Origin of the sequence: Achromobacter agilis (genome assembly GCF_900496965.1) — a bacterium.
GTDB classification, from domain to species: Bacteria; Pseudomonadota; Gammaproteobacteria; order Burkholderiales; family Burkholderiaceae_B; genus Achromobacter; species Achromobacter agilis.
This window is the reverse complement of sequence record NZ_UFQB01000024.1, coordinates 59,372-78,916: the sequence shown is the minus strand read 5'-3', so window position 1 is coordinate 78,916 and position 19,545 is coordinate 59,372. Positions and strand designations below refer to the sequence as shown.

Annotated in this window: 17 protein-coding genes; 14 read left to right on the top strand and 3 right to left on the bottom strand. The window is 66.9% G+C overall.

The window, feature by feature from the left end; translation table 11 throughout:
* The first annotated feature begins 71 nt into the window (after positions 1-71).
* From AGI3411_RS23630 to AGI3411_RS23580, 11 genes are all read left to right on the top strand, one after another.
* Positions 72-986 carry a LysR family transcriptional regulator gene (locus AGI3411_RS23630; RefSeq protein WP_129529763.1) on the top strand — a complete coding sequence of 305 codons (915 nt, stop codon included), beginning with the start codon at positions 72-74 and terminating at the stop codon, positions 984-986.
* Between the two features lie 354 nt (positions 987-1,340).
* The gene (gene urtA / locus AGI3411_RS23625) at positions 1,341-2,534 is read left to right on the top strand and encodes an urea ABC transporter substrate-binding protein (RefSeq protein ID WP_129529762.1); all 1,194 of its coding nucleotides are present in this window, start codon (positions 1,341-1,343) and stop codon (positions 2,532-2,534) included.
* 70 nt (positions 2,535-2,604) lie between these two features.
* Positions 2,605-3,507 (top strand): urea ABC transporter permease subunit UrtB, encoded by a 903-nt coding sequence (gene urtB / locus AGI3411_RS23620; RefSeq protein ID WP_129529761.1) that lies wholly within the window; start codon positions 2,605-2,607, stop codon positions 3,505-3,507.
* Positions 3,508-3,511: 4 nt separating this feature from the next.
* A complete protein-coding gene (gene urtC, locus AGI3411_RS23615) occupies positions 3,512-4,558 on the top strand; it encodes an urea ABC transporter permease subunit UrtC (protein ID WP_129529760.1) in 1,047 nt (348 codons plus the stop codon).
* Positions 4,559-4,590: 32 nt separating this feature from the next.
* Positions 4,591-5,352: an urea ABC transporter ATP-binding protein UrtD gene (urtD, locus tag AGI3411_RS23610; protein ID WP_129529799.1), complete on the top strand. Its 762-nt coding sequence runs from the start codon at positions 4,591-4,593 to the stop codon at positions 5,350-5,352.
* A 14-nt stretch (positions 5,353-5,366) separates the two neighbouring features.
* The gene (gene urtE / locus AGI3411_RS23605; protein ID WP_129529759.1) at positions 5,367-6,056 is read left to right on the top strand and encodes an urea ABC transporter ATP-binding subunit UrtE; all 690 of its coding nucleotides are present in this window, start codon (positions 5,367-5,369) and stop codon (positions 6,054-6,056) included.
* A gap of 25 nt (positions 6,057-6,081) precedes the next feature.
* Positions 6,082-7,119, top strand: coding sequence for an aliphatic amidase (locus AGI3411_RS23600; protein ID WP_129529758.1), 1,038 nt, complete (start codon positions 6,082-6,084; stop codon positions 7,117-7,119).
* A gap of 68 nt (positions 7,120-7,187) precedes the next feature.
* On the top strand, positions 7,188-7,994 hold the full coding sequence (locus AGI3411_RS23595; RefSeq protein ID WP_129529757.1) for a CbbQ/NirQ/NorQ/GpvN family protein: 807 nt from the start codon (positions 7,188-7,190) through the stop codon (positions 7,992-7,994).
* Positions 7,995-7,996: 2 nt separating this feature from the next.
* The gene (locus tag AGI3411_RS23590; RefSeq protein WP_244240436.1) at positions 7,997-9,970 is read left to right on the top strand and encodes a nitric oxide reductase activation protein NorD; all 1,974 of its coding nucleotides are present in this window, start codon (positions 7,997-7,999) and stop codon (positions 9,968-9,970) included.
* Between the two features lie 97 nt (positions 9,971-10,067).
* Positions 10,068-11,222 (top strand): transporter substrate-binding domain-containing protein, encoded by a 1,155-nt coding sequence (locus AGI3411_RS23585; protein WP_129529755.1) that lies wholly within the window; start codon positions 10,068-10,070, stop codon positions 11,220-11,222.
* The gene (locus tag AGI3411_RS23580; RefSeq protein ID WP_129529754.1) at positions 11,222-11,851 is read left to right on the top strand and encodes an ANTAR domain-containing response regulator; all 630 of its coding nucleotides are present in this window, start codon (positions 11,222-11,224) and stop codon (positions 11,849-11,851) included. The genes AGI3411_RS23585 and AGI3411_RS23580 overlap by 1 nt, the downstream gene beginning before the upstream one ends.
* Positions 11,852-11,867: 16 nt before the next feature.
* Here the strand turns inward: AGI3411_RS23580 and AGI3411_RS23575 are convergent, their stop codons facing one another.
* Both AGI3411_RS23575 and AGI3411_RS23570 read right to left on the bottom strand, forming a co-directional pair.
* On the bottom strand, positions 11,868-12,629 hold the full coding sequence (locus AGI3411_RS23575; RefSeq protein ID WP_129529753.1) for a maleate cis-trans isomerase family protein: 762 nt from the start codon (positions 12,627-12,629) through the stop codon (positions 11,868-11,870).
* Positions 12,630-12,710: 81 nt separating this feature from the next.
* On the bottom strand, positions 12,711-13,670 hold the full coding sequence (locus tag AGI3411_RS23570; RefSeq protein ID WP_129529752.1) for a Bug family tripartite tricarboxylate transporter substrate binding protein: 960 nt from the start codon (positions 13,668-13,670) through the stop codon (positions 12,711-12,713).
* A gap of 118 nt (positions 13,671-13,788) precedes the next feature.
* Here AGI3411_RS23570 and AGI3411_RS23565 point away from each other — a divergent pair, with 118 nt between their 5' ends.
* Positions 13,789-14,676 carry a LysR substrate-binding domain-containing protein gene (locus tag AGI3411_RS23565; RefSeq protein ID WP_129529751.1) on the top strand — a complete coding sequence of 296 codons (888 nt, stop codon included), beginning with the start codon at positions 13,789-13,791 and terminating at the stop codon, positions 14,674-14,676.
* Positions 14,677-14,713: 37 nt separating this feature from the next.
* On the opposite strand, the gene AGI3411_RS23560 is transcribed toward AGI3411_RS23565, so the two are convergent.
* Positions 14,714-16,486 carry a M61 family metallopeptidase gene (locus AGI3411_RS23560; RefSeq protein WP_129529750.1) on the bottom strand — a complete coding sequence of 591 codons (1,773 nt, stop codon included), beginning with the start codon at positions 16,484-16,486 and terminating at the stop codon, positions 14,714-14,716.
* Positions 16,487-16,524: 38 nt separating this feature from the next.
* Here AGI3411_RS23560 and AGI3411_RS23555 point away from each other — a divergent pair, with 38 nt between their 5' ends.
* Entirely contained in the window at positions 16,525-17,301 is a 777-nt protein-coding gene (locus tag AGI3411_RS23555; RefSeq protein ID WP_129529749.1) for an enoyl-CoA hydratase, read from the top strand.
* 458 nt (positions 17,302-17,759) lie between these two features.
* On the top strand, positions 17,760-19,319 hold the full coding sequence (locus AGI3411_RS23550; protein ID WP_129529748.1) for a DUF1254 domain-containing protein: 1,560 nt from the start codon (positions 17,760-17,762) through the stop codon (positions 19,317-19,319).
* The last annotated feature ends 226 nt before the right edge of the window (positions 19,320-19,545 follow it).

Genomic DNA, 19,545 nt, shown 5'->3' with positions numbered 1-19,545 from the left:
GGCAAATCGTAGTTGCGCGGCGTTCAAGAAGAAATTACAAAGTTTGCACAGTCATTGTTGGAAAAACTGACATGAGCGAATTCACCTTGCACGACCTGCAATGCTTCGACGCCGTTGTGCGCGAGGGCGGTTTCCAGGCCGCGGCTGCGTCGCTGCATCGCTCGCATCCGGCGGTGTTCGCGGCGGTGGCGAAACTTGAACGGCAGCTGGGCTTCGCGCTGCTGGACCGCAGCGGCTACCGCGTGCGCCCGACAGGCGCCGGGCAGTCCTTCCACGAGCGCGCGCAGGCGCTGCTGCGCGAACTGACCGCTTTGCGTGCGCATGCGGGCCAGTTGGCCATGGGCGAGGAAACCGAGCTGCGCGTGGTGATCGGCGATTTCTGCCCGCGGCCGTACGTGCTGGGGCTGCTGAGCCGGTTCTTCGCGAGCTGCCCCGGAACGCGCCTGGACCTGTACTTCGAGGCGGTCGCGGGCCCCTGGGAACGCCTGGACGACGGCGAGGCCGACCTTATCCTGCATCGCGTGGACAAGAGCGATGCGCGGATCGAATGGGTCGACCTGGCCAAGGTTCCTTTCGTGCCCGTGGTGGCGCCAGGCTTCCTGCGCGAACCCATGCCGCGCGCGGTCCGCCCGGCGCATCTGCGCGAGTACACGCAATGCGTCATGCGCGACACCGCGAGGCATACGCCGCCGCGCGACTACTTCACCATCGCGGGCGCGCGGCAGTGCACGGTCGCGGACCAGCTGATGAAGAAAGAGATCATCCTGCAAGGCATGGGATGGGGCCACATGCCGCGCTTTCTCATTGAGGAAGAGTTGCAGGATGGCCGGCTGCGCTCGATCGCCAATCCCCATTTGCCGGGAAGCGTCGAGGAGCTGGTAATGGTGCGGCGCACGGACCGGGCGCAAGGGCCGGTATCGACTCGTCTGTGGCGCTACTTGCAGAATGCCGCGCCCGCCTTGCGGCGCGCGTTGCGCAAACGATAAGGGAAAATACGCATGGCATAGCGCGGTACGCTTCTTCAGAATGCCTTCCAGACGCGAGTTCGTCTTCAAATTTTCGCCGACTGCCAGTGTTGCCAGTCAGGCGTAGGGCAAAAAGGCCCGAGCCGGAATTTCCGGCTCGGGCCTTTTCGTTTTCCGTTTGTCCATCGCTTTTCTTCGAATGGCGTTTCGATGCGCCGTGGGCGGAGCTTTGCCCGGAGAAACGAGGGTGCAGCGGACGGACGGCGGTCGTCGCGATGTGGTCGGCAAAGGCGCCTGCCCAATCCCGGGCAGTTTGGGGCTTGCGAGCAAGCCCTGGCCGGAGGCTTGCCTTCAGAAACGCACAGGAGCGCAATGATGAGCGAATACAACCGCCGCCGCTTTCTGCAGCACAGCGGCTCGATGGTCCTACTGAGCGCCGCGTCGGGGATGGCAACCTTGCCCCGCCTGGCTTCCGCCCAAGACACCGTAAAACTGGGCCTGCTGCATTCCTTGTCCGGCACCATTGCCATCGCCGAGGCGTCGCTGGTGGACGCGGAGAAGCTGGCGATCGAGGAAATCAACGCCGCGGGCGGCGTGATGGGCAGGAAGATAGAGCCGGTAGTGGAGGACGGCGCCAGCGAGAACGCCGTATTCGCCGAGAAGGCGCGCAAGCTGCTCGACCGGGACAAAGTCGCGGCCATTGTCGGCTGCTACACCTCGGCTTCGCGCAAGGCGCTGCTGCCGGTGCTGTCGCGCAGCAAGGGGCTGCTCTATTACCCCACGTATTACGAGGGCCAGGAGCAGGATGCCCGCGTGTTCTATCCGTCCCAGGAGGCGACCCAGTCGGTGATCGCCGCGGTGGAGTGGATGGCCCGGGAAAAGGGCAAGACCTTCTTCCTGGTCGGCTCCGACTACATCTATCCCCGCACGTGCAACAAGATCGCCAAGCCGGCCATCGCCCGTACGGGTGCGAAGGTGGTGGGCGAAGAGTACGCGCCGCTGGGGCACACCGAATTCTCCTCCATCATCAACAAGATCAAGGCGGCCAAGCCGGAGTGCATCTACAGCACGGTGGTCGGCGGCTCCAATGTGGCGTTCTACAAGCAGCTGCGCGCCGCCGGCCTCGACGGCACGCGGGTCGTGCTGTTGTCCACCGTGGTGTCCGAGAACGAGATCGAAGGCATCGGAAAGGACAATGCGGCGGGCTACTACGCCTGCATGGGGTATTTCCAGAGCCTGCAGAATCCGGCCAACGAGAAGTTCGTCAAGGCGTTCAAGGCGAAGTACGGGCAGGACCGCGTCATCGGCGACCCGATGGAGGTTGCCTACAACAGCGTGTACCTGTGGAAGCTCGGCGTGGAGAAGGCCGGCTCGTTCGAGCCGGACAAGGTCATCGCCGCTTCGGCGGGACTGACCTTGCAGGCGCCCGAAGGCACCGTGCGCGTGCATGACACCAACCACCACGTCTGGAAGAAGGTGCGCGTAGGCCGTGCCCGGCCAGACGGGCAGTTCGACATCGTCTGGGAATCCGCGGATCTGATCGAGCCCAATCCCTTCCCGAAGCTGTAGCGCGGCGCCGCAAGACGCTGGCAAGCCAACGGCCGGCGGCCATGCCGCCGGCGCAGCCTGGAACGTGACCATGAATCTCGACATCGCGGCAATGCAGCTGTTCAACGGGATCAGCCTGTTCAGCATCCTTCTGCTGATGGCGATCGGCCTGGCCGTCGTGTTCGGCCTGATGGGCGTCATCAACATGGCGCACGGCGAGCTCATGGCCATGGGCGCGTACACGACCTATCTGGTCTCGGTGGTGTTCCAGCACTGGGCGCCGGGATGGATGGGCATATACCTGTTCGCGGCCATCCCGCTGGCATTCCTGGTCACGTTCGCCTTCGGCTATGTGCTCGAGCGGGGCTTTATCCGCTGGTTCTACAACCGTCCGCTGGACACGCTGCTCGCGACCTGGGGGCTGAGCCTGATCCTGCAGCAGACCTACCGTTCGTTGTTCGGCGCGCAAGAGGTTAGCGTGCCGCTGGCGTCGTGGCTCAGCGGCGCCTGGGAGCCCACCCCCGATCTGCAATTCCCGCTGAACCGCATTTTCATCCTTGGCCTGACGCTGCTGGTGGCCGTCGGCGTCTACCTGCTGCTCTACCGCAGCGCGTGGGGCTTGCGGGTACGCGCCGTCACGCAGAACCGGGCGATGGCGGGCGCCGTGGGGATCAACACGCGGCGGGTGGACGCGCTGACCTTCGCGCTGGGTTCCGGCCTGGCGGGCATAGCCGGCTGTGTCTTCACGATGATCGGATCGACCAACCCGGGAACGGGGCAGCTCTACATCGTCGACTCCTTCATCGTGGTGGTGTTCGGCGGCGTGCAGAGCCTGTTGGGGACTGCGTTCTCCGGGCTGGCCATCGCGCAGTCCCAGACCACGCTGGAATACCTGATGAGCGGCTCCATGGCCAAGGTCACGATCCTGGTGCTGGTGATCCTGGTCCTCTATTTCCGCCCGAACGGGCTGTTCGCCAACAAGACGCGGGGATGACGCGATGAAATCTCTACACCGGAAAACCGAGGAGATCGCGATCCTGCTGGTCGCGGCGCTGATCCTGGCCGTGCTGCCCTTGGCGCTGGATCCGTTCCGGCTCAACCTGGTCGGCAAGTACATGGCGTTCGCCTTCGTGGCGATCGGCATCGTGCTGACCTGGGGCTATAGCGGCGTGCTGAGCCTGGGGCAGGGCATCTTCTTCGGGCTGGGCGGCTACATGATGGCCATGTTCCTGAAGCTGGAGGCGTCCGCTCCGGAGTTGCCCGACTTCATGGTGTGGAGCAGCGTGGAGAGTCTGCCCGTGTGGTGGCAGCCCTTCCATTCCCTGACGCTGACCCTGCTGCTGATCGTGGCCTTGCCCGGCTTGGCGGCCTACCTCTTTTCGCTGGCAATCTTCCGCAAGCGGGTCAGCGGCGTTTATTTCGCGATCGTGACACTGGCTCTGGCAATGACGCTGACCGTGCTGATCGTCGGCCAGCAGGGCGACACGGGCGGCGCTAACGGCATCACCGATTTCCGCACGCTGCTGGGCTGGGACATCGTCGGCGACGACGGCAAACTGGCGCTTTACTTTGTGGAGGCCGGCGCGCTGACGGTGGCGATGCTTGCGGCGCTGGCGATCGTGCGCAGCCGGCTGGGCAAGATCCTGATCGCCATCCGCGACCGCGAAGACCGCGTGCGATTTTCAGGCTACGACACCGCGCACGTGAAGGCCTGCGTATTCTGCGTGGCCGCGGTCCTGTCCTCTATCGGCGGCGCTTTCTTCACGCTGCAGGTGGGCCTGATTTCTCCGGGGGCCATCGGGGTGGTGGCCTCGATCGAGATGGTGATCTACGCGGCGGTCGGCGGCCGGCTGTCCATTCCCGGCGCGGTGATCGGGGCCCTGTTGATCGGCTTTCTGAAGTCATACCTGTCCGAGACGTTCCCGGAAGTCTGGCTTTATTTCCTTGGCGCGATCTTCATCGTGGTGGTCGTGGCCATGCCCAACGGCCTGGCGGGAGTATTCGGCCAGATTCAGGCGCGCCGCGCCGCGGGGAGCACGCGATGAGCGCCGCCCTGGACCTGCAGGAGTCCGCCAGCATGGACATGAGCAGCGACCGCCCGGCGCCCGGCGCCATCCTGAGCGTCGAGGATCTGACGGTGTCGTTCGACGGCTTCCGGGCTGTGGACGGCCTTAGCCTGCGCGTGGCGCGGGACGAACTGCGCGTCATCATCGGCCCGAACGGCGCGGGCAAGACCACGCTGCTGGACATTATCTGCGGCAAGACGCGGCCGTCCTCGGGGCGCGTGATGTTCCAGGGCCGGGATCTGGTGAGGATGGTGGAGTTCGACATCGTGCGGGCCGGCGTCGGCCGCAAATTCCAGACGCCGTCCGTCTACGAGGACCTGACGGTGCGGGAGAACTTCGAGATCTCGCTGCCGAACGCGCATGGCGTGATCCGTTCCTTGCGGTTCCGGCGCACCGCCGAGATCCACGGACGCATCCAGGCCATGGCCGAGCAGGTCTTCCTGGCGGAACGGCTGGCGGAGAAGGCGGGCCGCCTGAGCCATGGGCAGAAGCAGTGGCTCGAGATCGGCATGCTGCTGATGCAGAACCCGCAGTTGCTGTTGCTGGACGAGCCGGTGGCGGGCATGAGCCCGCGCGAACGGGAGCAGACGGCCGAGCTGCTGGCGCGCATCTCGCGCGGCAAGTCGGTGGTGGTGATCGAGCACGACATGGATTTCGTCAAGCGCATCGCGCACAAGGTCACGGTGCTGCACCAGGGCCGCCTGTTGAGCGAAGGGACGGTGGCCGAGGTGCAGGCCGATCCCCGCGTGCTGGACGTTTACCTGGGCCACTGAATAGGGGATGCGCCGTGTTCCGGATCGACAAACTGAACGTGAGTTATGGGGAGTCCCACGTCGTCCACGATGTGTGCTTCGAGGTGGCGCCCAAGGAATCACTGGCCATCATGGGCCGCAACGGCATGGGCAAGACCACCTTGCTCAAGGCGCTGATCGGCATGCTGCCCTCGGGTTCGGGCAGCATCCGGCTCGACGGTGTCGAACTGGCGGGCATGGCGAGCTACCGGCGCGTGCGCAACGGGCTGGCCTTCGTGCCGCAGGGACGCATGATCTTTCCGTTCCTGACTGTGGAACAGAACATCCTGACCGGCGCGGAGCGCAGCGGGCTCAAGGCCGTGCCGGACTACCTGTACCGCTTTTTCCCGGTGCTGCACGAGATGCGCCGGCGCAAGGGCGGCAACCTGTCCGGGGGGCAGCAGCAGCAATTGGCGATCGCCCGGGCGCTTATCTCGAACCCGCGCGTGCTGATCCTGGACGAGCCGACCGAAGGGATCCAGCCTTCCATCATCAAGGACATCGCACGGGTCCTGAACGCATTGCGGGAGGAGCGCGGCTTCGCCATCGTCGTATCGGAGCAGATGCTGGGTTTCGCGCTGGACCTGGCCGACCGGTTCCTGGTGATTGATCGCGGCCGCATCGTGCACGAGGCATGCCGGACGAGCCTGGACCAGGACAAAGTCAGATCTTTCCTGACGGTATGACCGTCAACCACCGAGGAGCATTGTCATGAGACACGGAGATATCTCCAGCAGCAACGATTGCGTGGGCGTGGCCGTCGTGAACTACAAGATGCCGCGGCTGCATACCCGGGCAGAAGTCATGGAGAACGCCCGCAAGATCGCCGACATGGTCGTGGGCATGAAGCGGGGCCTGCCGGGCATGGACCTGGTGATCTTCCCGGAATACTCCACCCACGGCATCATGTACGACGCCAAGGAAATGTACGAGACCGCGTCGGCCATTCCCGGCGAGGAGACCGCCGTGTTCGCCGAGGCCTGCCGCAAGGCCAATGTATGGGGGGTGTTCTCGCTGACCGGCGAGCAGCACGAGGAGCATCCGAACAAGGCGCCCTACAACACGCTCATCCTCATGAACAACCAGGGCGAGATCGTGCAGAAATACCGCAAGATCATGCCCTGGGTGCCCATCGAAGGCTGGTATCCCGGCGACTGCACCTACGTGTCGGAAGGCCCCAAGGGCCTGAAGATCAGCCTCATCATCTGCGACGACGGCAATTACCCTGAAATCTGGCGCGATTGCGCGATGCGCGGGGCGGAACTGGTCGTGCGCTGCCAGGGCTACATGTATCCGGCCAAGGAGCAGCAGGTGATGGTGTCCAAGGCCATGGCCTGGATGAACAACGTCTATGTGGCCGTGGCCAACGCGGCGGGTTTCGACGGCGTCTACTCCTACTTCGGCCATTCGGCCATCATCGGATTCGACGGGCGCACGCTGGGCGAGTGCGGCGAGGAAGACATGGGGGTGCAGTACGCGGAGCTCTCGATCGGCCTGATCCGCGACGCACGCAAGAACATGCAATCGCAAAACCATCTGTTCAAGCTGGTCCATCGCGGATACACCGGCAAGATCAACTCCGGCGAAGAGGTCAACGGCGTCGCAGTCTGCCCGTACACCTTCTATGCGAACTGGATCAAGGATCCGGAGGGCACGCGCAAGATGGTCGAGTCCTTCACCCGGTCCACGGTGGGGACGCCGGAATGCCCGATGGAAGGCATTCCCAACGAAGCCTCCAAGCACCGCTAGGCGCGTCCGCCACCCATCCCGTCCGGCCAGGCTTCCAGCCGGCCGGACTCTGAGCGAGGATATGAACCGTGCCGTCTCCCCTCGATACCTATCGGATCGCGCAAGAACCGTTCTACCGCCCGACCGGCCAGGAAACCGCCCTGTATGCGCACGCATACGCGCACCGGCTGCCGATGATCCTGAAGGGCCCAACCGGCTGCGGCAAGACGCGGTTCGTAGAGTACATGGCGTGGAAACTAGGCCTTCCGCTGGTCACGCTGGCGTGCAACGAGGACATGACGGCGTCGGACCTCGTTGGCCGCTATCTGCTGGACGCCGCGGGCACCGCCTGGCACGACGGCCCGCTGACGCTGGCGGTGCGCCACGGTGGCATCTGCTACCTGGACGAGATCGTGGAGGCGCGCCAGGATACGACCGTGGTCATCCATCCGCTGACCGACGCGCGGCGCATCCTGCCCTTGGACAAGAAGGGAGAAGTGGTGCGGGCGCATCCCGACTTCCAGTTGGTCGTGTCCTACAACCCCGGCTACCAGAGCAGCGCCAAGGATCTGAAGCCGTCCACGCGCCAGCGGTTCGTGGCGCTGGATTTCGACTATCCGGACGCGGAGCGGGAAGCGGAGATCGTGGCGCACGAGGCGGGCATCGATGCCGCGCTGGCGGACCGGCTGGTGCGCATCGCGCACAGTTCGCGCGAGCTCAAGCGCCATGGACTCGACGAAGGGGTGTCCACCCGCATGCTGATCTATGCGGGCATCCTGATCCGCGACGGTGTCAGCCCAGTCGACAGCTGCGACATGACCATGACCCGCGCGCTGACCGACGACCCCGACATGGCCGCGGCCCTGCGGGCGCTCGTCGATGCCAACCTGGAATGACGATGCGAGCCATTCTGTCCGCGGAGGAGGGGGCTGGCGCCGGGAGGCGCCTGGCCGATACGCTCGGCGACAAGCTGCAACGGCTGGCCGCGCGCAGCGGCGAGGACCAGGCCGCCGAGGCGCGGCGATGGATCGAGGCGTTGCGCAACGAGGATTCCGAATGCGCCCAGGCGGTGGCGGACCGGCTGGACCTGCTGATGGCGAAACTCACGGCCGGAGGGCTGGGGCGCTGGATGCTGGCGGGGTTGCGGCGCTACGAGCGTCAACCCGCGCTGCAGCGCGCCTACTTCCAGCTGCGCGATCCCTATGCTCGCGAGGCTTTGAATGGCGAAGCGGGCGCGCAGGCGCTGGAAGCCGAGCAGGCGAGCCTGTCGTGGCTGCTGTGCGGGCTGTCGGGCCGGGAGCTGGCGGTCGAGCCTTTACGGCGGCCGGCGCTGGACGGGCCGCCGTCGCGCCCCGTCCTGGCGCCTTCGCACCTGCTGGTGCCGGATAGCTATACCGTGCTGGACGGCGCCGACCGGCAGGCGCTGCACCGCGCGGCGGTGGCGCACGCGGCTGCCCACCTGCGCTATTCACCGGCCGCGCAGCCGGTCCAGGGCCTGAAGCCGATGGGCGTGGCGGTGGTGTCGGCCATCGAGGATGCCCGGGTGGAACGGCTGCTGGCGGCCGATTATCCTGGCGTGCGCCGCTGGTTCAGGCCCTTCGTGCCGGCGGCGCCCGATCCCGCCGACCTGGGGTTCGCCGCGCTGATCCAGCGCATGAGCCGCCTGCTGATGGACCCGGCCCTGCGCGACGGCAACCATTGGGTGAACAAGGCGCGGACGCTCTTCGAGGCGCAGGCCGCGGACTTGCGCGACACTGCGGCCTTCCGGCGCCTGGCCTCGGTGCTGGCCAACGACCTGGGACAGATGCGGGTACGCTTCAACCCGCAGCAATATGCCGTGCCCATTCCTTACCGCGACGACAATGCCTGCCTGTGGGACTACGGGGACCCGGCGGATCCTGCGTCCGAGCTGGCCCTGGGCATGCAGGGCGCGGCATCCGGACGCCGCGATGCCGTGCAGGAGGATGCGCCGATGGAAGCCGCCGCCGACGTGGAATTGGGGCGCTACCGCTATCCCGAATGGGACTACAAACTGGGCCGCAGCCGGCCCGACTGGTGCACGGTAATCGAGGCGCTGCCCGCCTGGAACGGCGTCGCATCCGCGCCCGCCGGCCGCGCGCAGCGCCTGGCCCTGCCGCGCTCGCGCCGGCTGAGCCGCGCGCGGCGCCTGAGGCGGCAGTGGGAGGGGGACGATATCGATCTGAATGCCGCGATCGAGGTCCTGATCGACCGGCGCCTGGACCTGGCGCCGGACGCCCGCTATTTCATGCGGCCCGGGAGCCAGCCCTGCGCGTGCAGCACGCTGTTGCTGCTGGACCTGTCGGCGTCGGCCAACGATCCGGCTCCCGAGGCGGGGACGACCGTGCTGGACCTGGAGAAGCAGGCGGCCGCGCTGCTGGCGCGGGCCGTGCCGGGCGAGGGCGATCGCATCGCCGTGCATGGGTTCTGCTCGGACACGCGCGCGGCCGTGTATTACTACCGCCTGCTGGAGGCCGGCGATTTTCCGGCGCCGGCGGCGGTCGAGCGCATCGGCGCGGCCCAGGCCCGCTATTCGACGCGCCTGGGCGCGGCCTTGCGGCACGCCGGCGCGCTGGCGCTGCGCACGCCGGGCGAACGCCGCGCCATCATTGTCGTCACCGACGGCGAGCCATCGGACGTGGACGCGCACGATCCGCGCTACCTGGTTGACGACGCGCGCGAGGCGGTGCTGGAACTGCGCGGCCGAGGCCTGCGGGTGCATTGCGTGGCGCTGGACGCCAGGGCCGAACCGCAGTTGCGCGCAATGTTCGGTTTCCGCGGATACCGGATCGTGACGAACCCGGCGGCGCTGCCGGCAGCGCTGGTACGCGCCTGCGCCCGCGCGACGTCATGACGACCCCAGGAATCCACGTGTTGACGCCGCATGCGCCTGTGCTGAAACTGTTGACCTCGACAAAGGAAGGATGCCCGCGTCAGCCGGCGTCTCGATCATGGCAAACAAAGATCCGATACGTGTAGGCGTGTTGTTCTCCGAAACGGGGGCCACATCGACCATAGGCCGTTCCCAGCTGCAGGGCACGCTGCTGGCCATTGACGAGATCAACGAGGCCGGCGGCGTGGACGGCCGGGAGATCGTGCCGGTGCGCTACGACCCGAGATCCGACCCAGGCACCTACAGTGTGCTGGCCGAAAAGCTGATCACGCAAGACCGGGTGAACGTCATCTTCGGCTGCTATATGTCCAGCAGCCGGAAGGCGGTGCTTCCGGTGGTCGAAAAATGGAACAAGCTGCTGTTCTACCCGACGCTGTACGAAGGGTTCGAGTTTTCCAACAACATCATCTACACCGGCGCCGCGCCGAACCAGAACAGTGTGCAGCTGGCAGAGTTCATGACCGCCAACTTCGGCGCCCGCGTCTACCTGATCGGGTCGGATTACATCTATCCCTACGAATCCAACCGCATCATGCGTGAACTGGTGCTGCAGCGCCAGGACAGCGCCAAGCTGGGCGAGCGCTACGTGCCGCTGACCGCGACCGAGCGCGACTATCGGGAAATCCTGGACGACATCCGCAACAAGCGCCCGGACTTTATTTTCTCGACGGTGGTGGGCAACTCGACCGCCTGCCTGTACCGCGCCTATGCCGACGCGGGCTTCGACCCTAAGGCCATGCCCATCGCCAGCCTCACGACCTCCGAGGCGGAGATCTCGCAGATGGAGCCCGAGGTGGCGGCCGGGCACTTCACGTCCGCGCCGTACTTCCAATCCATCGATTCCGACGTCAACCGGCGCTGCCTGGAGCGGTTGCGCCGGCGTTTCGGCCACGATTGCGTGCCCAATCTGTGCTGGGAGGCGGCGTATTTCCAGATGCACATCTTCGCTAACGCCTTCCGCGACACCGGCACCGACGAAATCGCGCAAATCCTGCCGCGCGTGCTGCAAAGCGAGTTCCAGGCGCCCCAGGGGCGCGTGCGCATCGACCCCACCAACCACCACACCTGCCTGTATCCCCGCGTCGGCCGGGTCAATGCCAAGGGCCAGTTCACCATCGTGCGCGAGGCCACGCGGCCCGTGCATCCCGATCCGTATCTGGTCACCCATTCGCTTGGCGATTGGACGGCCACCCTGAGCTCGCTGGAGATCTGATGGGGGAGACCGCCAGCCGCCAGCGCGCGGTGCGCGCGACGCCTTCCCTGCTCAAGGACCTGCGTACGCTGCGGATCGCCGTCTACCATCCAGATGATGCCGATGGCCGCCAATTGACACAGCAACTGCAGCGGATCGGCTGCCAGGTGCAGACCTTCTGGCCGCCTGCGCCCACGCTGCCGGAAGGGCTGGACGCGGTGTTTCTAGCCGTGAGGCCGGACGTGATCGACCTGGGCTTCGAATGGGCCAAGAGCGAAGACGCGCCCATGGTCATCGCCATCGTGACCTACGAGAATCCCACCATCGTTGAAGCGGTGCTGCGCATCGGCGCCAAGGCGGTGCTGCCTTCGCCGGTGCGCTCGTTCGGGCTGCTGTCTTCCCTCGTGGTGGCGCGGCAGGTCTACGACGACATCAAGTCGCATGCCCGCCGCCTGCGCAAGCTCGAGGGCAAGCTGCTGGGCGTGCGGCGCATCGCCGAAGCCAAAAGCATCCTCATGCGCACGCGCAATGTCACCGAAGGCCAGGCCTACGACCTGATCCGGGAACAGGCCATGAACAAGCGCGTGACCACCGAGGAGATCGCGGGCGCCATCGTCAACGCCAACGAGATACTGTCGCTGGGCAAGTAGGGCGGTATGCCCGCGCTCAGTACTTGCCCGTCAGCAGCTCGCCCGCATCGGGCACGCGCGCTTCCAGGTCCAGTACTTTTAGCATCCGATAGACCGTCGCTGCGGCGGCGGTCACTACCGGCAGGCCGAGGCGGTCTTGCACGGGCTGGATCGACGCCAGCGACGGCATCTGCACGCAGGCCGACAGCACCACGGCGTCCACGCCGCGGGTGTCCAGACGCGCCACGTGGCTGGCGGGCGCGATCGGATCCTGCGCGCCGACCTTCAGGTTGTCGGCGATCTCCAGCGACAGGCTGTCGTGCACTTCGATGCCCTCGTTTTCGATGTAGTCCACGACCAGGCGGGTCAGCGGCTTCATGTAGGGGGTCAGGATGGACACCTTGCGCGCGCCGATGGCGTGCAGGCCCTCGACCAGCGCGCCCGCGCTGGAAATGACGGGCGCGGGCGCGCCGTTGTCCACGGTGGCCTGGTGCAAACGCTCCTGGGAAACGCGGTGGTAGCCCAGGCCCTGGCTCATGATCGCGACTAGGCAGGCGTAGCCCAACACGTCCACCCGGGCGTCGGAGAGCTCTTGCGCGCAGCGGTCCGATTCCCGGTCCATCGAGGCCAGTTCCGCGGCGGTTACCTGTTTCATGCGCATGCGGCTGGAATGGAAAGTGAAGCGTTCGGCCGCGATGGTTTCGCGCAGGTGCAGCATGGCGGGGATCTCGGTCTCCATGGTGGTGTTGGAACTGGGCACGATCTGGCCGATGCGCAAGGTGCGGGGGGATGTCGTCATGGCGGCGCTCCTGAAAAAAGGCGAAAAGAGGCCCCGCCTCGCGCCGCGGGCGCGAGGGTACGGGGCAATGCGGCGTGGGAATCAGTCGGCGGTGATGCCCGCGGCGGCGACGGTGCGCTGCCAGTAGGCCAGTTCCGTGGCGACGCGCTGGTTCAGCGCTTCAGGACCTTCGAAGCGGGCTTCGATGCCGGCGGCCTGGGCGCGCTGCACCGTGGCCGGCTGCTTGAGCGCGGCCTCGACGCTGGCGGCCAGCTTGTCGATGACCGGCTGCGGCGTGCCCGCCGGCGCGAACAGCGCCACCCAGGATTCCAGCTGGTACTCGGGCAGGCCGGCTTCGGCGGTGGTGGGCACGTCCGGCAGCATGGGATGGCGCTTGGGGCTGGTGACCGCCAGGGCCTTCAGCTTGCCGGTCTGCACATGGCCCATCACCGACGGCGGGGTGGTGATGAAGACCTGCACATTGCCCGCCAGCACGTCCTGGATGGCGGCGCCCGACCCGCGGTACGGCACGTGGAACATCGCCGCGCCGGTCTGCTGCTTGAAGACTTCGGTGCCCAGATGGGACAGCGAGCCCACGCCCTGCGACGCGTAGTTGAAGCGGCCGGGCGAACTCTTGACCTCGGCCACGAACTCGGTGATGTTGGTGGCCTTGATGGACGGGTGCACGGCGATCACATTGCTGGACACCGTGACCAGCCCGACCGGCACGAAGTCCTTGGGCGCCCAGGGCAGCTTGGCCGTGAGGTTGGGGTTGCCCACGTGATAGGCCGAGTACGACACCAGCAAGGTATAGCCGTCGGGCTTGGCGCGGGCGACGTACTGATAGGCAATGTTGCCGCTGCCGCCGTCCTTGTTTTCCACCACCACCGGTTTGCCCAGCGCGGCGGCCAGCGGCTCGGCCACGATGCGGGCGGACGTGTCCACCAGCCCGCCCGGCGGGTTGGGAACGACGAGGGACAGGGTGCGGTTGGGAAAGTCTTCCGCGGCGTTGGCGCCGAATGCCGCCCCGGACAGCAAGGCGGCGGCAAGCAGTTTCTGCATGGCAGGTCTCCGGTTATTGTCGTGTGCTCTATGGCGGGACCTATTCTGCTCGCCGAGAACGATAGTTTCCAATATAGTTTTTGTCTGGTTTCATACCTTTTCCAAATAACTGGCCGCCATGGAAATCCGTCAACTGCGCTACTTCGCCGTGCTGGCAGAAGAGCTGAATTTCACGCGGGCGGCGGCGCGCCTGCATATTTCGCAGCCGCCGCTCAGCCTGCAGATCGCCCAGCTGGAACGGGAACTCGACGTCAGGCTGTTCGACCGCAACAACCGGCGGGTGACGCTGACCGAAGCGGGGGAGGCCTTCCTGAACGATGTGCGCGCCTTGCTGGCGAGCCTGAAGGAAGCCACGGTGCGGGTCCGCGCGGTGGACCAGGGGCTGGCGGGCCGCATCGAGGTCGGGCTGTCGGGGTCGCACTTCCTGGGGCCGGTGCCGGCGCTGATCGCGCGCTACACGGCCGAGCACCCGCAGGTGTCGGTGCTGCTCAATGAGATGAATCCGGCGGCGCAACTGGAGGCGCTGCGCGGGCACCGCATCGACGTCAGCATTTCGCGCACCGCAGTCGACGACGAAGAGCTGCAGGCCATGCCCCTGTGGCCCGACCCCGTGGTGGCCGTGTTGCCCAGGCAGCACCCGCTGGCCGGCCGCAAGCGCCTGGAACTGAGCGACCTGGCGGGCGATGCCTTCGTCATGCTGCGACAGGACACCTCCGGTTTTGCGCGGTTCCTGGCCGAGACCTGCGCGCGCGCCGGCCTGCCGCTGTCCGTGGCGCAGACGGTGGCCGAGGTGCCGGCGCAATTGGCGTTGGTGGCGGCGGGGCTGGGCGTGGCCCTGGTGCCCCGCTCGACCTGCCGTCACGCCGACGACCGCGTTGCGGTGTGCCGCCTGCCCGCCGATATCTCGCGCGCCACGGTCTACGCCGTCTCCCGGCGTCAGGGCAGGCGGCGCGCGCTGGACACCTTTTTGCAGACGGCAGCGCAGATGGGCGACGGCAAGGCCTGAGGCGGCGGGCACGCGGCCGCCGCCCCGAGGGAGCCCGTCAGGCCGTCAACACGCACTCTGAGGTTTCCGGCGCGGCGAGCCTCACCCGGAACGTCCTGAGCTCATCGCGGCGGAACACATGCACGGTCACCCGGTCGCCCGCCCGGTATTGCGCCAGCAGCAGGTCCAGCCCGGCGGGCGCGTCCACGCGCAGGCCGTCGACCGCCACCAGCACGTCGCCCGCGGAGAGGCCGCCCTTGTGCCCCGCGCCGCCTTCCAGCACGGTGGCCAGCGCCAGCGAGTCGCCCTGCTTGCGGGTGCGTACGTCCAGCGACGGGATATTGGCTGCGGCCTTCCATTGCAGCGTCACGCCCTGCGATTCCAGCAGCTCGGCCAGCGGCACGTCGGCCGTGCCGTAGGCATGCCGGGCGATGAAGCGGCGGGTGTCGACGCCCGTGGCTTCCTGGATGAGCGCGGGCAGGCCGTCTTCGGCCAGGCCCCGCGGCTTGCCCAGGTAGAAGTCGCGGCCGTAGCGTTCCCACAGCAGCCGCATCACGTCGTCCAGCGAATGCGCGCCGGCGCTTTCCCGGCGGATCAGCAGATCCAGCCCCAGGGCCACGAGCGCGCCCTTGGTGTAGTAGCTGACCAGGGCGTTGGGGGAGTTTTCGTCCTGCTTGTAATAGCGTGTCCAGGCATCGAAAGAGCTCTCCGCCACGGATTGCTTGCCGCGGCCCGGCGCGCGCGCCACGCTGGAGATGGTCTTGGCGAGCAGCCGCAGGTAGTCGGGGCGGGTGATGGCGCCCGAGCGCAGCAGCAGCAGGTCGTCGTAATAGGAGGTGAAGCCTTCGAATACCCACAGCAGGCGGGTCAGGTCCGGCTGCGACAGGTCGTAGGGCACGAACGCTTCCGGCTTGATCCGCTTGACGTTCCAGGTATGGAAGTATTCATGGCTGACCAGGCCCAGGAAGCCGCGGTAGCCTTCGCCCTGGCCCTGCTGGCCCAGGACGGGGAGGTCCTTGCGCGCCGTCATCAGCGCCGTGCTTGCGCGATGCTCCAGGCCGCCGTAGCCGTCGCCGGTGACCATCGTCATGAAGACGTAGCGGTCCGCGCTGTCCAGGAAGGGCGCGCGCCGGGTGCGGGGCTCGAAGAACGCGATCTGCGTTTCGCAGATCTTGCGCACGTCGTCGGTGATGCGCGCCAGGTCCAGATTGGGCGCGACGCCGGTGAACACCAGTTCGTGCTCGGCGCCGTGCGCCGTGAAGCTCGACACTTGCGGCGTACCCATCTCGACCGGATGGTCGATCAGCGCATCGTAGTCCGGCGCCCGGTACAGGCCGAAGCCGTGGCGGCGGGCCGCACCCTGGTGGCCGCGGGCCTCGGGCAGGCTGGTGTAGACCTTCCAGCCGTCGATGCCGCGGGGCGGGGCCAGCTCCACCAGGCAGGGCAGGTGATCCTGGCCATGCACGCGCAGAAAGACGCTGGTGCCGTTGAAGAAGCCGTGGGTTTCGTCCAGGTGCGCGCCGCGCACCGACAGGTCCCAGGCGTAGACCACGTATTCCACTCGCAGCGGGCCGTCGCAGGGCGCCGCCTGCCAAGTGTGGTTGTCCGTTTTGTCGACGGACAGGCGGCGGGCGCCCGAATAGGCCGCCAGCGATTCGATCTGGCGCGAGAAGTCGCGGATCAGGTAGCTGCCCGGAATCCAGGCCGGCAGGGACAGGCGCTGGCCGCCGGGGGAGGGCGCCGGTATGGTTAGGGTTATCCGGTAGCGGTGTCCGGCCGGATCATGGGGCGCGAGGCGGTAAAGTAGCGGCGGGGCTTGGTCTTTTTCCATAGCCATATCTTACTTTCATACCATTTCGGAGACATGCAATGAGCGAGTCGTTTGTGCTGGTCGAAACCCGGGGCCGCGTCGGCCTGTTGACGCTCAATCGTCCCAAGGCGCTCAACGCGCTGAACGATCAACTGATGGATGAGCTCGGCGCGGCGCTGCTGGCGTTCGAAGCTAACCCCGATATCGGCGCGGTGGTCATCACCGGCAGCGAAAAGGCGTTCGCCGCGGGCGCTGACATCGGCGCGATGAAAGACTGGTCGTACATGGACGTGTACGGCAACGAATACATCACCCGCAACTGGGAAACGCTCAAGCGCATCCGCAAGCCCGTGATCGCCGCCGTGGCCGGCTACGCCCTAGGCGGCGGCTGCGAACTGGCCATGATGTGCGACATCATCATCGCGGCCGATACAGCCAAGTTCGGCCAGCCCGAGATCAAGCTCGGCGTGATCCCCGGCGCGGGCGGCACCCAGCGCCTGCCGCGCGCGGTGGGCAAGGCCAAGGCCATGGATCTGGCGCTGACCGCCCGCATGATGGGCGCCGAGGAAGCGGAGCGCGCCGGCCTGGTGTCGCGCGTGGTCGCCGCCGATAAGCTCATGGAAGAAGCCATGGACGCGGCCACCATCATCGCCTCGATGTCCCTGCCGTCGGTCATGATGGCCAAGGAATGCGTCAACCGCGCCTTCGAAGGTTCGCTGAACGAAGGCCTGCTGTTCGAGCGCCGCGTATTCCACTCGCTGTTCGCGACGGAAGACCAGAAGGAAGGGATGGCCGCTTTCACCGAAAAGCGCAAACCGGACTTCAAACACCGTTAAGCTTGGTTACGCCTGCCCCCACCGGGGCAGCAAGCGAGCGAAGCGATTGCGGCGAGAGTGGCCATCCCCCCACGGCCTCCGCAAGAATGGCCGGCCCGCCCGCCGGGCCGCCCCAAGGGCGGGCCAGCCCCCTTGGGGGGCAGCAAGCGAGCGAAGCGATTGCGGCGAGGGGGCCCAGCCCCCCCACGGGGCCTCCGCAAGAATGGCCGGCCCGCCCGCCGGGCCGCCCCAAGGGCGGGCCAGCCCCCTTGGGGGGCAGCAAGCGAGCGAAGCGAGTGCGGCGTGGGGGCCCATTTTCTCTGCGTTGCGCCTTGAAACGCTTGGTCAGCACCTTGTTGCCGGGTTCGGTCCTATCCTGGATGGGCGTCATCTTGAGGTGCCGCGCCAGAGAGGCTTGTCCGAACTGGCAAGTCCCGCGCGGCGGCTCTTCTGCCAACAACACCAAGAAGGAGCCTTGCATGCGTACATCTATCGCTACCCGCCGGTGGTCCGCCGCTGTACTCGCCGGCGCGCTCAGCGCCTGCTTCGTCACCGCCGTCCAGGCTCAATCCCCGCGTTCGACCCTGCGTCTCGTGTCTGAAACGCCGTATCCGGCCGCCTCGGCGTCCGCGCCGCAAATGAGCGAGCAGGAGTTGCGCGACACGGCCATCGATGCCTATGTCTACGCCTATCCGATGGTCCTGATGGAACTGGCCCGCCGCAAGGCCACGGCGGTGCAGAGCCCGCTGGACGGCAAGGCGCCGATGAACCAGTTCGGCCACAAGGCTTCTTTTCCGGACCCGCGCGCCGCGGATACGCCGTGGCCCAGCGCGGACGCGCTGTACTCCAGCCTGTGGTTCGACGTGTCCCGGGCGCCGCTGATCGTGAACCTGCCCGCCACGGGCGACCGCTATTCGGTACTGTCGGCGCTGGACATGTGGAGCGACGTGTTCGCCTCGCGCGGCGCGCGCACCAACGGCAAGGGCGCCCAATCGTTCGTCATCGTCGGCCCCAACTGGCAGGGCAGCACGCCCGCCGGCATGGACGTGATCCGCAGCCCGACGGCCACCGGCTGGCTGATCGGCTGGACGCAGACGGGCGGCCCGCAAGACTATGCCGCGGTCAACCAGATCCAGGCCGCCATGACCGCCAGCCCGCTGGTCGTGCCGGCGCCGTCGGTCACGCGGCCTGCCCGCGGCCGCAATGCGGGCACCGCGTATCCGCAGACGGGGCCCGGCGTGGGGGCGGCTCCGATCGGCAGCGGGCTGCAGGCACAGGCATCCGTGCCGGCGCTGCCCGACGGCACGCCGGCCGAGCAGGCTGCCGCCATGGACGCCGCTACCTTTTTCGGGTTGTTTTTCGACGTGCTGCGCAACAATCCGCCTCACGTCAATGACGCGCCCATCCTCGATCGCATGCGCCGCATCGGCCTGGACGGCCAGCGGCCCTTCTCGTACGGCAGCCTGAGCCCGGCCGTGCAGCAGGCGCTGACCGAGGCCCAGCCGCTGGCGGGGCGCCGCATCGCCGATGGCGTATCGCGCCTGGGCACGCCGCTCAATGGCTGGAACACCGTGCTGTCCGGCATCGGAACCTACGGCACCGACTATTCGCGCCGCGCCGCGATTGCCTATGCGGGGCTGGGCGCGCCGACGCCGGAAGACGTTCTGTACCCGGTGACGGTGTCCGATTCCAAGGGCCGCATGCTGGATTCCCGCGAGGACTACGTCCTGCACTTCGACAAAGGCCAGTTGCCGCCGGCCAACGCGTTCTGGTCGCTGCACGTCTATAACGCCCAGTACGGCTTTGCCGAGAACCCGGCCAACCGCTACGTGCTGCGCAGCACCGACAGCCTGAAGTACAACGCGGACGGTTCGCTGGACATCTATATCCAGCGCCGCGATCCGGGCGAGCGCAAGCGCGCGAACTGGCTGGCCGCCCCGGCCGCCGATGCGCCGTTCCTGCTCAGCATGCGCCTGTATTGGCCGCAGGACACGGCGCTGGACGGCCAGTGGGCGCCGCCGCCGGTCAAAGAAGACTGAGTCCAGCGCGGCGCGCCGACGCCGGGCCGTCCTTCCGGGGGGCGGCCCGGCGCCGTGTTTCAGGGGCAAGACGGCGCTGGCGTAAGCGGCATTCGGCCCCGTTCGTGTCCCTAATTTTCTTGCGTCCGGCCGGGCGTTGTTTACACCTTACAAACGGCCGAAAGTCATTTGCTCGGGTAAAAAGAATCAAGCTATACTCTGCGGGTTTGACGCTTGCGGGATAAGA